Here is a 14,708-nt window from a genome sequence, read left to right on the forward strand (position 1 = left end):
GACTCATTCCTCCGTCCCGCTCAAGGCTCACGCGGCCGTCGCGCACAGCGGCGGTCAAGGGCGGCCGCAGGCCGGCGCTCGCGCCTTGCCCTTGACGGCCGCGAGCACGCTGGCATCGGCCGGTTGCTTAGCGGGCGGAGGAGCTTTGTTCATGGAGCATACGTTATGGACCTTCTTACGCTCGTGACCGCGTGCGCGCTCACTGTCGATCCGAAGTTAATGCATGCGCTGGTCTGGCACCATTCGGGCGGCGAGCCCTGGGCGATCTCAATGCCGGGCGAGGCAAACCCGCGTGTGTATCGAAACATGCGTGACGCGATCCGTGAAACGCGGGAATTGTCTGTCGACAGTATCGTGCGCGTCGGTCTCGCCGGCGTGTCCGTATCTCCATCGCGAGTCTCCGCGTCGGTCCTTTTGCCGTGCCGCAACGTCGCGATGGCGGCATCCCAACTCACCAAGCTCGCCACTCGTTGCAAAGCTCATCCGCGCTTCAAGACCGATCCGAATCTCTGCGCCGTTGCAGCCTATCGTGGCTCGTGGGATCGGCCGGACGTCAAGTTCGCGACCGACGTCGCGGCGACGGCGGCGAAGGGCGATGCACCGAACTTCGACATGCCGCGCGGCACGAGCACTGAGATCTTCGATACGGCTGATGACGCGCCGTCCGACACCGGGACGCCCATCGTCGACATCACGACGACATTCGCCGACCAGGCGCGTAGCTGGTCGAGCGCACTCTTCCCGACGAAATCCAAGCCTCCGACGGAGGGATCGGAGCACATCCCAACGGCGGCGCCATCGGCACCTGAACCGCCATCGTCCGGTTCATCTGCCACGTCTCCATTCAAGAGCAATCCGCAAGATCGCGACTTGTTCGTGCGTCGCATCGGGACCGGGCGTCCATGATGAAGCGTATCGCAGGCCATCGTCAGACAGCGAAGACCGGCGCACGAATGTGTGTAAGCGGGGAGGAGAGCGGCAACACGACCGTTGGAGGGCAAGATAAAAGGCCGCGAGGTGCGGCCCGGTTGGGGGACGGTCGGGGCATTGTTTCTGCACACGTTTCACCCCGCACACTGCGACGTGCGCGAGCATGGCGCGACATCGCGCACGCGAAGATTCCGCAATCTCTTCAACGTATATCGCACATCGCGGAGCATTCGCGATGAGCAACGAGGATGACTTCCGCATCCGCCCCGGCAAAATCCGCTCGCGTCCGAACATGCAAGCCAAGCCTTTCATCGCCCAGGCGCTCGCTGCCGCCGAACGTGCCGGGGGCCATGTTACCAGGTCGAGACGGATCACCGCGCCGCGACGTTCCCGCTTCGGCCGTGGCCGCGCCGCCAGCGTGCGGGCGAACCGACTGGTGACGTCCCGTTCGCGCCTTGCCACGGTTAAGACCCGCATCGTCCGCAACACCCGCCCCCGCGCGACGCTTCGGGCACATCTCAATTACCTGCGCCGCGAGGGCGTGACGCGAGACGGCGAGCGGGCACGTATGTTCGGTGCTGAGACCGACGACGCCGACATGAAGGCGTTCAGCGAGCGATGCGAAGAAGACCGGCACCACTTCAGAATCATCGTGTCGCCGGAGGACGCGGCGAACATGTCGGACCTGAAAGCGTTCGCGCGCGACCTGATGCGACAGGCGGAGAAGGACCTCGGCACGAAACTCGACTGGGTCGGCGTCGATCACTGGAACACCGACAACCCCCATGTCCACATCATCATCCGTGGCCGCGCCAGCGACGGCAAAGACCTCGTCATTGCGCGGGAATACATCAGCGAGGGAATGCGGGCGAGGGCGCAGGATCTCGTCACGCAGGAACTAGGGCCGCGCTCCGACCTCGACATCCGGCGCAGCCTCGAGAGCCAGGTGGAGTCCGAGCGCTGGACACGGCTCGATCGCCAGCTTGTCCGGGATGCAAACCGGCATGGCATCATCGACGTTGCGCCGATTGCGGGCAAACAACCCGACGAGTACCTCCCGCAGAAGGTCGGCCGTCTGTGCAAACTGGAGTCGCTCGGGCTTGCAAACCAGATTGCACCGGGACAGTGGATGATTGCCGACGAGGCTGAGTCCACCTTGCGCGAACTGGCCGAGCGCGGAGACATCATCAAGCGCATGAACAGGGCGCTCACCGAGCGCGGCCTCGAACGCGGCGCGTCGAGCTATGTGCTGGCTGGCGAGAGCCTCGCCGATCCCATCGTCGGGCGTCTGATTGACCGCGGCCTCGATGACGAGTTGAAGGCCTCTGCCTACGCCGTCGTCGATGGTACCGATGGGCGGACCCATCACATCAAGCTTGCCACCCTCGATGCCACGGGCGATGGCCCGACAGGATCAATCGTCGAACTGCGCCGGTTCGAGGATTCCCACGGCCGCGAGCGCGCTGCCCTTGCGGTGCGGTCCGACCTCGATCTCGATGCGCAGGTGAAGGCGTCAGGCGCGACCTGGATCGATCGGCAGCTCATCGCGCGCGATGCAACACCCCTCGGAAACGGCGGGTTCGGCGCCGAGGTGCGCGCCGCGATGGAAAGCCGGGCCGAGCATCTGATCGAGCAAGGTCTCGCTCGCCGGCAGGGGCAGCAGGTCATCTACAGTCGCAACCTCATCAACACGTTGCGGCAGCGTGAACTCGATTCCATGGGCGAGAAGCTCGCGACTGAGATGGGAATGCCGTTCCGGAAGACGGCGAGTGGTGAGTATGTCGCCGGCCTCTATCGTCAGCGATTGATGCTCGCGTCCGGCCGCTTCGCCATGATCGACGACGGTCTCGGCTTCCAGCTCGTGCCTTGGTCGCCGTCGCTGGAACGCAATCTCGGTAGGCATGTCTCAGGCATCGCCCGCGCCGATGGCGGAATAGACTGGAGTTTCGGGCGACAACGCGGATTGGGACTTTGATCCTGCGGCGGCGCGGTCAGTACGGGCAATCGACGCCTGGCCGCAGGACTCCCTCGACCACGACAAGGCCTTTGCCGACCTCATCGCCTTTCGCCGTCAGGCGGATGACAGACAGCATCTCAACCGTTGAGACCTCGATCAGGCCGGGCCGTTCGAGCATCGCGAGGCATTCTCTGACCTGCGCGCGCGGGCACGCGAGGCCCAGCCGGGTAAAGTAGCAGCCTACGATCTCTTCGTTGCTCGCATAGGACGGCTCACGCCCGAGCATCCGCAGGACGGCAAGCGCGCGATGCTCCGATTTCTGTTGTTCAAGCGGACTGGGACAATTGGCTTCGGGGACGGACATTCGGCTAACTCCACTGTCGGCATCACCGGCGAATCACACCTTCAGTATTTTTTCGCATTCCTACGCCTGTTTGCGATACGGGATTGATCGTTGTTGAAGCCCCTCACGGGCTACGCTTTGTTCGCGGTCGCCGCCGATGGCATCGGACAGGACCATGACCGCGACGAAAATCCTCTGGGGCCAGATCCTCACCGTCTTCTCGATCGCGCTTTCGACGATCTGGGGCGCGACGCAGTGGACGGCGTGGCGGCTCGGCTTCCAGCCGCAGCTCGGTTCATCGTGGTTCGACCTCGCCGGGCTACCGGTCTATCCGCCGCCGGCCTTCTTCTGGTGGTGGTACTTCTTCGATGCTTACGCGCCCGGCATCTTCCTTGAAGGCGCCGCCATAGCAGCGTCCGGCGGCTTCACGGCGATCGCCGTCGCCATCGGCATGTCGGTCTGGCGGGCGCGCGAGGCAAAGATCGCCGAGACCTACGGCTCGGCGCGATGGGCGAATGCCGACGAGGTGAGGACCGCAGGACTGCTCGGCCCGGACGGTGTGGTGCTCGGCCGGTTCGAGAGCGAATACCTGCGTCATGACGGACCCGAGCATGTGTTGTGCTTCGCGCCGACACGATCGGGCAAGGGCGTGGGCTTGGTCGTGCCGTCGCTCCTGACCTGGCCGGGCTCGGCCGTCGTCCACGATATCAAGGGCGAGAACTGGCAGCTCACCGCCGGACTGCGTTCGCGCTTCGGCCGCGTGCTTCTCTTCGATCCGACCAACGCCGAGAGCGCAGCTTACAACCCGCTGCTTGAGGTCCGGCCAGGCGAGTGGGAAGTCCGCGACGTGCAGAACGTCGCCGACGTCCTGGTCGACCCGGAAGGCTCGTTGGAACGGAGAAACCACTGGGAAAAGACCAGCCACTCGCTCCTGGTCGGTGCGATCCTTCACGTCCTCTATGCCGAGGACGACAAGACGCTCGCCGGCGTTGCTTCATTCCTCTCCGATCCTCGGCGTCCGATCGAGACCACGCTGGTCGCGATGATGACGACGCCGCATCTCGGCAGAGACGGGCCGCACCCCGTCGTCGCCTCGGCCGCGCGGGAGTTGCTGAACAAATCCGACAATGAACGATCCGGCGTCCTTTCCACCGCCATGTCGTTCCTCGGTCTCTACCGCGATCCCGTCGTAGCCCAGGTCACACGGCGCTGCGACTGGCGCATCGCCGACATCGCCGGAGACGTGAAGCCGTCCACGCTCTACCTCGTGGTGCCGCCGTCCGACATCAGCCGCACCAAGCCGCTCATTCGCCTGATCCTCAACCAGATCGGCCGCCGGCTGACAGAGGACCTGAAGGCAACCGACCGGCGGCATCGCGTGCTGCTCATGCTGGATGAATTCCCGGCGCTCGGCCGGCTCGATTTCTTCGAGTCCGCGCTCGCCTTCATGGCTGGCTACAAACTCAAGTCGTTCCTGATCGCGCAGTCGCTGAACCAGATCGAGAAGGCTTACGGCGCCAATAACTCGATCCTCGACAACTGTCACGTCCGCGTCAGCTTCGCGACCAATGACGAGCGCACCGCCAAACGCGTGTCGGACGCGCTCGGCATCGCGACCGAGATGAGGGCGATGAAGAACTATGCCGGCCACCGGCTCAGCCCGTGGCTCGGTCATCTGATGGTGTCGCGGCAGGAGACAGCCCGTCCGCTCATGACCCCGGGCGAAGTGATGCAGCTCCCACCCGACAATGAGATCGTCATGGTCGCCGGCGTTCCGCCGATCCGCGCGAAGAAGGCTCGATACTTTGAGGATCCGCGCCTGGCCGAGCGCATCCAGCCGCCGCCGAAGCCGGGTGGCTCAAAGCTGCCGCCGAAGCTCGACGACTGGTCGGCACGCGCTCCGCTTCGATCGGTCGCACCCGCAAAGACAGACGGAGCGGCTGAGAAGGAGTCCACTTCATTCGTCAACCGCAAGTCGGCCGGCACGACCGACAGCGATCCGGCCAACGCAGGACTCCGGCGCGAGCCGGGGCTCGAACGGCACAAGGATATCGCGCCGGAGCCGGTCAAGTCCCCGGTGAACGAATTTGAGCCGGATCGCGAAGACGACGACAGCGATGCTATGCGTCTCCGTTTGGTCGGCCGCACCGTGCGGCAGGTCGCGCGGCAAGCGGCAATGGATCCTCGCGACGGCATCGAGCTCTGACATGGAAAAGAAATCCCGTCTCTCCGTCTATCTCGACCCGGACCTGATGCGCTCGCTGGCCGACTACGCCGCGCGGCGCGACCAGTCTCGCTCGCTCATTGCCGAGGCTGCCGTCGCGTCCTTCCTGTCTCCCGATGCCGACGAGCGCCGCGAGGCTGCCACCGCCAAGCGGCTCGACGGTATCGACCGGCGGCTGCAACGACTTGAGCGCGACATCGGCATTTCGGTCGAGATGCTGGCGGTGTTCATCCGCTTCTGGCTTGCCTCGACGCCGCAACTACCCGACGCCGCCCAGGCGGCAACGCGGGCCAAGGCCGGGGAGCGGTATGACAGTTTCCTCGATGCCCTAGGACGCCGCCTCGCCAAGGGGCCAAGACTTAGACAAGAAATCTGCGATGATATTTCAGAAGAGGCATGCAACCTCACACGTCGAGGTTAACCCGACAGCCGAATTAGTTCAGACATATTTGAGAATTCGCTACATCGATTTTGCTGCTAGCGCTTACGCACCTTAGTACGCGCTCTTATTGCTCCCATTGACCCTCGGTTCACCAATTCGGTTTCAACTTGACGTTCGCGATCAGCTTCCTGATGCAGCCATTCTCGAAAGGCTAGAAGTGCTGGATCCTCCCGACGAACAGGCCGATATTCTAGAAACCAGCTGTCTCGTGTGTGTGCGATGATCGGAAATGGCGCGACTAAGCGGCCCGTTGCCAGGGCGTCGCTGACGTAAGGGAATTGAGCTATGGCGACTCCGACGCCATCGAGCGCCGCCTGCATCGCCATGGCGTTGCTCTCGAATGACGCCTCCCCGGCGGGATGGGGCGGAGAGCGCAGGCGCGCCGCCTCGAACCAATGCGGCCATTCGTTGGGCATATTGGACACGACAATCAGAGTCGCGTTGCGCAAGTCGTCGGGCGAACGCAGCGTCGATGCGAGCTCCGGCGTACACACCGGTACGACGATGCTGGGGAACAGGCGCTCAGCAGTATAGCCCGGCAGCGCGTCGGTATCGCGCCGGATGGTGCAGGTCCAGTCGTCACGCACCGGACGGGTCGCGCCGCCGGTCGCCACGCGCACCTCGATGGCGGGGTGGCTGCGATAGAAAGTGGCCAGCCGCGGGATCAGCCAGCTGACCGCCAGGGTTGGTCCTACTCCCACCGTGAGCACGGGGCCGCCGCGCATCGCCTCGACGCTTTCGGTGAGGCGGGCGATTGAATCGAAAGCATCGGTCAGACCGGCCAGCAGCGCTTGCCCTTGAGCGGTTAGTTCGAGCGCACTCGCGTGGCGTCGGAACAGTGCAAAGCCGAGACGGTCCTCCAGCAGGCGAACCAAGCGGCTCACCGCGGTTTGTGTGACGTTCAGTTCTCGCGCGGCAGCGGTGAAACTGCCATGCCGGCCGGCCGCTTCGAACGCCCGCAATCCGTTCAACGAAGGCAAGCGCCGCGTCATGTTGGACCCCAACCTTTTGTTGGGCGAACATTAAGTTAAAGGCGTTTGCGGGACAATCATTTTCGCCCAATATGTCTTCCATCAATGAACATCAGAGCAAGACGCTCTATTGACTTAAGGCTCTGTTTTCAATGGGCTGATTCCAGATGGATCTGACTCGGTCAGAGTGACCGTTCGTCAGACACCCTCGCAGGGTCCGGAGGCAAAACGTGACCAAAGGTTCACTCTTCAGCATCGGCATTTTAACAGCAGGAGTTCTATGCATGCTCTACGCCCAGCCAGTTTCCGCCCAGGAAAAGCGAGGCGTGATCCCGCATGCGCCGCTGCTGAAGACGGCCGTGCCCAATACGGCGAACCAGGAAGTCGCCGTCTATCACGTCGAATACGAGCCGGGTGGCATCAATCCACGACACCTTCATCCGGCAGCGATCACCTTCCACATCCTTTCCGGCACCGCCGTCTTTCAGGAGGAAGGCAAGCCGGCAGTCACCCTACGTGCCGGCGACAGTCTGTTCGTTCCCGCCGGCACCATTCATGCGCACTGGAATCCGAGTTCAACGGAAAGTCTCCGCTTTCTCGAATTCATCGTTGCTGAAAAGGACAAGGGCCGGTCCATTCCCAAACCGTTGAAGGATTGATCGCGCCTCACGCCGGTCCGTTCGAATGAGCGGGTTTCCATCTACCGGCGGATCAAACGGGATCGCGGATATGTCTGCCCGAAACCTGTATCGCAAAGTTCTTGTTCTTGCGGGCGGAGCGATTGCTGTCACCGGATTGCTCTACTGGCAATTTGCGCCGAGTCCGCCGCCGCAGCGCAGCGGCGGATCGCAGACGCGCGCACCGGCGCCTGTGAGCGTTGCCACGGTGAAGCGACAGGATGTGCCGATCTACCTCACGGGACTGGGAACGGTGCAGGCGTCGTTTACCGTCGCTATCCGTTCCGAGGTCGATGGCAAGCTGCAGGAGGTGCTGTTCACTGAAGGGCAGCACGTCCGGAAGGGAGACGTCTTGGCGAAGATCGATGCGCGGCTGTTCCAGGCAGCGCTCGATCAGGCCGCCGCCAGAAAGCGCCAGAATGTTGCTTTGCTGACCGGCGCAGAGAAGGATCTGGCACGTTCCAAGGCCTTGGCGCAGAAGGATATCGGAACCCAGCAGAATGTCGATCAGCAGCAGAGCAAGGTCGATCAGCTGAAAGCCTCCATCGAGGCCGATATGGCGGCGATCGCCACTGCGCAAACACAGCTCGACTATACCACGATCACGGCGCCAAGCGACGGCCGCATGGGGGTTCGTCTGGTCGACCCCGGCAACCTGATACGCGTGTCGGATTCCGGACCGATCGCCACTCTCGTCCTGCCCCAACCGGCGGCAGTCCAATTCACGCTGCCGGCGCGGGCGCTGCCGGACATCCGTGAAGCCATGGCGCATGGGCCGGTCGAGGTGACGGCTTTCGACCAGGACAACAGTCGCGTACTCGGCACCGGAACGATCCTGCTCATCGACAACATCATCAATCAGGCTACCGACATGATTCGGCTGAAGGCTATGTTCGCCAATGCCGACGACCAGCTCTGGCCAGGTCAGTATGTCAATGCGCGCGTGCTGGTCACGATCAAGCGCAATGTGCTGACGATCCCCTCTAGCGCAGTGCAGCGCGGGCCGCGGGGGCTGTTCACCTGGATTGTGACCGACAAGAACACGGCGGAGCCGCGTTCGCTGCAGGTCGGCCCGACGTCGGGCGACCTGACGGTGGTTGCGTCGGGCCTGTCGGGAGAGGAGCGGGTGGTAACGGACGGGCAATACCGGCTGCAACGCGGCGGCACGGTGAGCATCACAAAGCAGCAAACCGCCGATGCACGGAGTGGATCGTGAACCTCTCCGAGCCATCGATCAGGAGACCGGTTGCGACCACGCTGCTGATGGTGGCGTTGGTATTTGTCGGAACGACGTCATTCTTCCTGCTACCTGTCGCACCGCTCCCACAGGTTGATTTCCCGACGATTCAGGTCACGGCTACGCTGGCGGGCGCCAGCCCCGAAACCATGGCTTCGTCGGTTGCAACGCCGCTCGAGCGCCAGATCGGGCAGATCGCCGGCGTCACGCAGATGACGTCCTTCAGCGCGCTCGGCGCGACGTCGATCACCATCCAGTTTGATCTGGACCGCAATATCGACGCGGCCGCGCAGGACGTGCAGGCGGCGATCGCTGCCGCCTCCAGGAACTTGCCAGACTCGATGACATCGCCGCCGACCTACCGCAAACTCAATCCGGCAGAGGCGCCAATCCTGATCCTCTCGGTGAGTTCGGAGACGTTGCCGCTGACGGCCGTCAGCGAATATGCGGACAGTTTCCTCGCGCAGCAGATTTCACAGGTGCAGGGTGTCGCCCAGGTTGCGATTGGCGGCGAGCAGAAGCCCTCCATTCGGGTTCAACTGGACCCGGGAAAACTCTCGGCGCGCGGATTGACACTTGAAGAGGTGCGAGACGCCATCGTCAATATCACCACCAACGCCCCAAAGGGCAGCCTGACCACACCGAAGGCGAGCTTCGCATTTGTCGCAAACGATCAGATCACCGAGGCAGATGAGTTCGAAGACGCGATTATTGCGTATCGCGACGGCGCTCCTGTTCGGGTACGGGACGTGGGGCGCGCGGTTTCGGCGCCATCGGACAGGAATACAGCAGCTCATTACAACAACGTTCCGGGCATCTTGCTTTCGGTCAATAAGCAGCCCGGTGCGAACGTCATCGCAACGGTCGACCAGATCAAGGCTCAACTGCCCAAGCTGACTGCGAACCTGCCGCCCGCGATTACGGTCGAGACCGTGCTCGATCGTACCATCACCATTCGGGCGTCCGTTCACGAGGTCGAATTCACGCTTGTTCTCACGGTCGCGCTGGTGGTGCTGGTGGTTCTGCTGTTCCTGCGCAATCTGTGGGCGACCCTGATCCCGAGCATCACAGTGGCGCTCGCGCTGATCGGGTCGTTCGCCGCGATGTATCTTCTCGGATTCAGTCTCAATAACGTTTCACTGATGGCGCTCATCATCGCGATTGGTTTTGTCGTTGATGACGCGATTGTGGTTGTCGAGAACATCTATCGGCACATGGAAGAGGGACAATCGCCGCTCGATGCGGCGCTGGCCGGGTCCCGCGAAATCGCCTTCACCATTGTGTCGATCAGCGTGTCGCTGGTTGCGGTCTTCATCCCGCTTTTGCTCATGGGCGGCATTGTGGGGCGGATGTTCCGCGAGTTCGCCCTCACGGTCACGGCCTCGATTCTGGTGTCGGCCATCGTCTCGCTTACGCTCGTGCCGATGCTCTGCTCGCGCTTCATGCGGCCGAATACCGACCAGCATGGGCGCCTCTATCGTGCGATCGAAAGCGCGTTTGACGGAATCCTCTCAGGATATCGCCGCACGCTCGACATCGTGCTTCGACACCAGGCAACGACTCTGGCCGTGTTCTTCGCAACCATGGCGCTCACCGTGTATCTGGCCGTTCAGATTCCGAAGGGGTTCTTTCCGATACAGGACACCGGACTGATCGGGGGCGTGGCGGAAACCGCGCAGGGGGCCTCGTCCGAGGAAATGCAGCGCCTGATGAAAGTGTTGGCCGAGGTCGTCCTGCGCGATCCCGACGTTGCGGGTGTCAGTGCAACGACCGCCAGCACGGGCGGCAACGGAAATGCGCAGACCGCCAACACCGCCCGCTTCACCATTGTCCTGAAGCCGCGCGAGGAACGCACTCAGACGGCCTCGCAGATCATCAACCGGCTGCGGCCGCAATTGGCCAAGGTCCAGGGTGCAAACCTGTCCATGCAGCCGATCCAAGACATCACGGTAGGCGGTCGAAGTTCGCGCGGAAGCTTTCAATATACACTGCAAAGCGTCGACGTCGGTGAATTGACGACGTGGTCGCAGCGCATGCTGGAAAAGATGCGCACGCTGCCGCAGATTGCGGATGTCGCAACGGATCTTCTCGCCAATGCGCCGCAAATCCAGGTGCAGATCAATCGCGATCAGGCGGCGCGTTTCGGGATTTCGCCGCAACTAATCAATGACACCCTCAACGATGCCTTCGGTCAAAGACAGGTCACGCAGTACTTTACGCAGCTCAACACCTACCCGATCATTCTGGAACTGCTCCCAGAGTTGCAGACGGATTTCTCCTCGCTTCAGCGCATCTACCTGAAGTCGCCGCTGACCGGAGCCGCTGTGCCACTTTCCGCGCTGGTGACTTTCGATACCACCAGGGTCGGGCCGCTGTCCGTGACCCATCAGGGGCAGTTTCCGTCCGTGACTTTGTCGTTCAACCTCGCGCCGGGGGGCGCTCTCGGCCAAGCTGTCGAGGCCATCAGACAGGCGGCACTTGATATCGGCATGCCCGGTGCGGTCACCGGCACGTTCCAGGGCAACGCACAGGCCTTTCAGGCCTCCCTGTCGAGCATGCCAATACTGATCATCGCCGCGCTCGTGGTGGTCTACATCGTGCTCGGGGTTCTCTATGAGAGCTTCGTCCATCCGCTGACGATCCTCTCCACGCTGCCATCCGCAGGCATCGGCGCACTGCTCGCACTGCAATTCGGCCATATGGATCTGTCGGTGATCGGAATCGTCGCCCTCATTCTGTTGATTGGTATCGTCAAGAAGAACGGCATCATGCTTGTTGACTTTGCCATCGTGGCCGAACGCGACCGACATTTGCCGCCAGTCGTCGCTATTCGCGAAGCCTGCCTCTTGCGATTTCGCCCAATTCTGATGACGACTGCCGCAGCGCTTCTCGCCGGTGTGCCGTTGGCAGTCGGGACCGGTACCGGCTCGGAGCTGCGGCAGCCGCTCGGTTACGCAATGGTCGGCGGGTTGTTGGTCAGCCAGCTGCTAACATTGTACACGACACCGGTCGTCTATCTCTATCTGGTTCGATTGCAGCAGTGGTTCACATCGCGGCAGCAAGACCTGCACTGCACGAAGAGTTCGTACAAAATACATAATGAATTCGCACAACGAAAAGATGGAGTGAAGCTGGTCAGTCGGTCAGGCGCGTGAAACTGAAACTATTATGCAACATCAATGTGGTCAGTTCAAGACAATGAAATCTGGATTGTCTGCTGTATCGGGTTCAGTTGTGAGGATCGACGGCTGTATCGCGAGTATGAAGGTAGCCCACTTCTTCTATTTCTCTATCGCGGCTAGGCACCGCAGTTTCCGTCGTGCAGCCATTGATCTAAACATCACGCAACCAACGCTGAGTAAACGAATTCGTGAACTTGAGGATCAATTCGACGTTCTACTCTTTGAGCGCCGTGCCGGCGGAGCGCGATTGACGCCCCCAGGTGAGAAGTTTGTGCAGTCGGCCGATCGCATCCTCGCCGAGTTGGAGTTTATGAAACAATCCGCGCAGGCTGCGAAGCGCGGAGATTTAGGCCGAATCGATGTCGGCTTTTATACTTCTCTATCGGCAGGAGCTTTGCGCGACACCTTGGTCGCATTCGCCAATCAGCATGCCGAAGCTGAGCTCAATATTATTGAGGAAACTCGTGCGGCACTAATTCCGCTTCTTGATCGCGGCGCGATTGATATCGCTGTGGTTTTGGGCGAGCCCGGCTATCGAGACTACGCGCATATGAGTCTGTGGTCCGAGCGGATCATGGTCGTGCTCCCCGAAACACATCGGCTTGCCGAACGTGATGTTGTGTATTGGACTGACCTGAGGAACGAGCGCTTCGTCATAAGCCACCGTGATCCAGGGCCGGAGATCAATGATGTCTTACTCAACAAGCTAGCGGCTCCTGGCGATCGTCCCCTAATCAAGCACATCAACGCCCACCATAGCGTGACGATCGGTGCCGTTCGCGGCGAGCGCGGCATTACACTGGCCTGTGAATCCTCGTTTGCCCCGTTGCCAGGGGTTGTGTTTCGAGAATTGCGCGACGGCAACGGACCAACTCGGCTTGGATTCGTCGCTTATTGGCGGCGCAATAATGACAATCCGACCCTGAAGCAGTTCTTGGCTCTGCTCCGGGCCCATCCCGCCGTTCCGCACCTCGTTAGCAGTGCATCCATGTCATAAGCGGCACCGCATCTCTCCTGTATTTTTTCGCTCCGCTACGATGACCACCTGACTCTTGTTGCGCTGCTACGTTTCCTGCCTCTTCTATTCGTCCCCGATGTCCGGCCCGACTCGACAGGCCGACGCAGCGCCGGGGGCAAGATGGGAAACGCAACTCCCAAGGCAGAAGCGGTCACGCGCGGTGCCCGCATGCTGCGCACGGCGCTCGGGCCGGACATCGCCACCTTTCTGGAAGACCCCGCCGTCGTCGAGGTGATGCTCAACCCGGACGGCCGCCTCTGGATCGATCGTCTCTCCGAAGGATTGTTCGATACCGGCGCGACGCTTCTTTCCGCCGATGGTGAGCGCATCATTCGCCTCGTCGCGCATCACGTCGGCGCCGAAGTCCATGCCGGCGCCCCGCGCGTCTCCGCCGAGTTGCCCGGAACGGGAGAGAGGTTCGAGGGACTGCTGCCGCCGGTCGTGTCCGCGGCGGCGTTCTCGATCCGCAAGCCGGCCGTTGCGGTCTTCACGCTCGATGACTATGCGGCCGCCGGGATCATGACAGTCGCCCAGGCAGGAGTCCTGCGCAAGGCCGTCACGGAGCGCCGCAATATCCTGGTCGCCGGCGGCACCTCGACGGGCAAGACCACGCTCACCAACGCGCTGCTCGCAGAAGTCGCCAAGTCATCCGATCGCGTGGTGCTGATCGAGGATACCCGCGAACTGCAATGCGCGGCGCAGAATCTTGTCGCACTGCGCACCAAGGACGGCGTGGCCACACTGTCGGATCTCGTGCGCTCCTCGCTGCGGTTGCGTCCCGATCGCATACCGATCGGCGAGGTGCGCGGCGCCGAGGCGCTCGACCTCTTGAAGGCATGGGGCACCGGCCATCCCGGCGGCATCGGCACCATCCATGCCGGCACCGCGCTCGGTGCCCTCCGGCGCCTCGAGCAACTCATCCAGGAAGCCGTCATCACGGTGCCGCGCGCTCTGATCGCGGAGACGATCAACATCGTCGCGGTCCTCGCCGGGCGTGGTGCGCAGCGCCGCCTCGCCGAACTCGCTTTCGTCGCCGGCCTCGATCCCGCAAGCGGCGACTACCTCATCCTCCCGTCTGAAGCGGGCGGAACATCAACATCCCACGGAGACCACCCATGACCGCACTGTCGCGCGGCCTGCGCTCGCAGGTCGCTCTGCTCACCGCCACGATCGCAATTGCTGCGATGTCGGCGTCCACGGCAAATGCCGCGGGCTCCTCGATGCCTTGGGAAGCGCCGCTTCAGAAGATTCTCGACTCCGTCGAAGGACCGGTCGCCAAGATCATCGCCGTGATCATCATCATCGTCACCGGGCTGACGCTGGCCTTTGGCGACACGAGCGGTGGCTTCCGGCGTCTGATCCAGATTGTGTTCGGCCTGTCGATCGCGTTCGCCGCATCGAGCTTCTTCCTGTCGTTCTTCTCGTTCGGCGGCGGAGCGTTGCTCTGATGCAGACGAGCGAGCCCATTGCCGGCTTCCATGCGCCGGTCCATCGCGCGCTGACCGATCCGATCCTGCTCGGCGGCGCGCCGCGCGCGGTCGCGATCGCCAACGGAACGCTCGCGGCCGCTGTCAGCCTCGGCCTGCGGCTGTGGCTCATTGGCCTCGTGCTCTGGGCCGTCGGTCACTTCGCAGCCGTATGGGCAACGAAGCGCGATACGCAGTTCGTCGACGTGGTGCGCCGGCATCTGCGTTATCCCGCGTATTTCCGGTCGTGAGGTTCGGTCC

At 62.4% G+C, this 14,708-nt stretch carries 13 protein-coding genes; 11 read left to right on the forward strand and 2 right to left on the reverse strand.

What is annotated here, in order from left to right:
* Positions 1-165 precede the first annotated feature (165 nt).
* The gene (locus CAK95_RS19535) at positions 166-906 is read left to right on the forward strand and encodes a lysozyme family protein (protein ID WP_086089436.1); all 741 of its coding nucleotides are present in this window, start codon (positions 166-168) and stop codon (positions 904-906) included.
* Positions 907-1,165: 259 nt separating this feature from the next.
* A complete protein-coding gene (locus tag CAK95_RS19540) occupies positions 1,166-2,905 on the forward strand; it encodes a relaxase/mobilization nuclease domain-containing protein (protein ID WP_086091522.1) in 1,740 nt (579 codons plus the stop codon).
* Positions 2,906-2,921: 16 nt separating this feature from the next.
* Here the strand turns inward: CAK95_RS19540 and CAK95_RS19545 are convergent, their stop codons facing one another.
* Positions 2,922-3,251 carry a VpaChn25_0724 family phage protein gene (locus CAK95_RS19545; RefSeq protein ID WP_086089437.1) on the reverse strand — a complete coding sequence of 110 codons (330 nt, stop codon included), beginning with the start codon at positions 3,249-3,251 and terminating at the stop codon, positions 2,922-2,924.
* Between the two features lie 154 nt (positions 3,252-3,405).
* On the opposite strand from CAK95_RS19545, the gene CAK95_RS19550 reads away from it, so the two are divergent.
* Both CAK95_RS19550 and CAK95_RS19555 read left to right on the forward strand, forming a co-directional pair.
* Entirely contained in the window at positions 3,406-5,436 is a 2,031-nt protein-coding gene (locus CAK95_RS19550; protein WP_086091523.1) for a conjugal transfer protein TraG, read from the forward strand.
* Position 5,437: 1 nt separating this feature from the next.
* Positions 5,438-5,875, forward strand: coding sequence for a ribbon-helix-helix protein, CopG family (locus CAK95_RS19555; RefSeq protein ID WP_086089438.1), 438 nt, complete (start codon positions 5,438-5,440; stop codon positions 5,873-5,875).
* Between the two features lie 56 nt (positions 5,876-5,931).
* On the opposite strand, the gene CAK95_RS19560 is transcribed toward CAK95_RS19555, so the two are convergent.
* Positions 5,932-6,888: a LysR substrate-binding domain-containing protein gene (locus CAK95_RS19560; protein WP_086089439.1), complete on the reverse strand. Its 957-nt coding sequence runs from the start codon at positions 6,886-6,888 to the stop codon at positions 5,932-5,934.
* A 263-nt stretch (positions 6,889-7,151) separates the two neighbouring features.
* Here CAK95_RS19560 and CAK95_RS19565 point away from each other — a divergent pair, with 263 nt between their 5' ends.
* The 7 genes from CAK95_RS19565 to CAK95_RS19595 all read left to right on the forward strand — a co-directional run bounded on the left by CAK95_RS19565 (position 7,152) and on the right by CAK95_RS19595 (position 14,698).
* On the forward strand, positions 7,152-7,526 hold the full coding sequence (locus CAK95_RS19565; protein WP_086089440.1) for a cupin domain-containing protein: 375 nt from the start codon (positions 7,152-7,154) through the stop codon (positions 7,524-7,526).
* A 70-nt stretch (positions 7,527-7,596) separates the two neighbouring features.
* A complete protein-coding gene (locus CAK95_RS19570) occupies positions 7,597-8,760 on the forward strand; it encodes an efflux RND transporter periplasmic adaptor subunit (RefSeq protein WP_157699684.1) in 1,164 nt (387 codons plus the stop codon).
* Positions 8,757-11,936, forward strand: coding sequence for an efflux RND transporter permease subunit (locus CAK95_RS19575; RefSeq protein ID WP_245303461.1), 3,180 nt, complete (start codon positions 8,757-8,759; stop codon positions 11,934-11,936). Before CAK95_RS19570 ends, CAK95_RS19575 begins: the two co-directional genes overlap by 4 nt.
* Before the next feature lie 55 nt (positions 11,937-11,991).
* On the forward strand, positions 11,992-12,960 hold the full coding sequence (locus CAK95_RS19580; protein ID WP_183044158.1) for a LysR family transcriptional regulator: 969 nt from the start codon (positions 11,992-11,994) through the stop codon (positions 12,958-12,960).
* A gap of 141 nt (positions 12,961-13,101) precedes the next feature.
* Positions 13,102-14,100 (forward strand): P-type conjugative transfer ATPase TrbB, encoded by a 999-nt coding sequence (trbB, locus tag CAK95_RS19585; protein ID WP_086089443.1) that lies wholly within the window; start codon positions 13,102-13,104, stop codon positions 14,098-14,100.
* A 65-nt stretch (positions 14,101-14,165) separates the two neighbouring features.
* The gene (locus CAK95_RS19590; protein WP_245303882.1) at positions 14,166-14,429 is read left to right on the forward strand and encodes a TrbC/VirB2 family type IV secretion system protein; all 264 of its coding nucleotides are present in this window, start codon (positions 14,166-14,168) and stop codon (positions 14,427-14,429) included.
* Positions 14,429-14,698: a VirB3 family type IV secretion system protein gene (locus CAK95_RS19595; RefSeq protein ID WP_086089445.1), complete on the forward strand. Its 270-nt coding sequence runs from the start codon at positions 14,429-14,431 to the stop codon at positions 14,696-14,698. The genes CAK95_RS19590 and CAK95_RS19595 overlap by 1 nt, the downstream gene beginning before the upstream one ends.
* Positions 14,699-14,708: the final 10 nt, after the last annotated feature.

The sequence above is a fragment of the Pseudorhodoplanes sinuspersici genome, from assembly GCF_002119765.1.
GTDB lineage: Bacteria > Pseudomonadota > Alphaproteobacteria > Rhizobiales > Xanthobacteraceae > Pseudorhodoplanes > Pseudorhodoplanes sinuspersici.

What these genes read in the sequence shown, in the direction of transcription:
- CAK95_RS19535 (WP_086089436.1), top strand. Translation starts at nt 166, where the DNA reads ATGGACCTTCTTACGCTCGTGACCGCGTGCGCGCTCACTGTCGATCCG.
- CAK95_RS19540 (WP_086091522.1), top strand. Translation starts at nt 1,166, where the DNA reads ATGAGCAACGAGGATGACTTCCGCATCCGCCCCGGCAAAATCCGCTCG.
- CAK95_RS19545 (WP_086089437.1), bottom strand. Translation starts at nt 3,251, where the DNA reads ATGTCCGTCCCCGAAGCCAATTGTCCCAGTCCGCTTGAACAACAGAAA.
- CAK95_RS19550 (WP_086091523.1), top strand. Translation starts at nt 3,406, where the DNA reads ATGACCGCGACGAAAATCCTCTGGGGCCAGATCCTCACCGTCTTCTCG.
- CAK95_RS19555 (WP_086089438.1), top strand. Translation starts at nt 5,438, where the DNA reads ATGGAAAAGAAATCCCGTCTCTCCGTCTATCTCGACCCGGACCTGATG.
- CAK95_RS19560 (WP_086089439.1), bottom strand. Translation starts at nt 6,888, where the DNA reads ATGACGCGGCGCTTGCCTTCGTTGAACGGATTGCGGGCGTTCGAAGCG.
- CAK95_RS19565 (WP_086089440.1), top strand. Translation starts at nt 7,152, where the DNA reads ATGCTCTACGCCCAGCCAGTTTCCGCCCAGGAAAAGCGAGGCGTGATC.
- CAK95_RS19570 (WP_157699684.1), top strand. Translation starts at nt 7,597, where the DNA reads ATGTCTGCCCGAAACCTGTATCGCAAAGTTCTTGTTCTTGCGGGCGGA.
- trbB (WP_086089443.1), top strand. Translation starts at nt 13,102, where the DNA reads ATGGGAAACGCAACTCCCAAGGCAGAAGCGGTCACGCGCGGTGCCCGC.
- CAK95_RS19590 (WP_245303882.1), top strand. Translation starts at nt 14,166, where the DNA reads ATGTCGGCGTCCACGGCAAATGCCGCGGGCTCCTCGATGCCTTGGGAA.
- CAK95_RS19595 (WP_086089445.1), top strand. Translation starts at nt 14,429, where the DNA reads ATGCAGACGAGCGAGCCCATTGCCGGCTTCCATGCGCCGGTCCATCGC.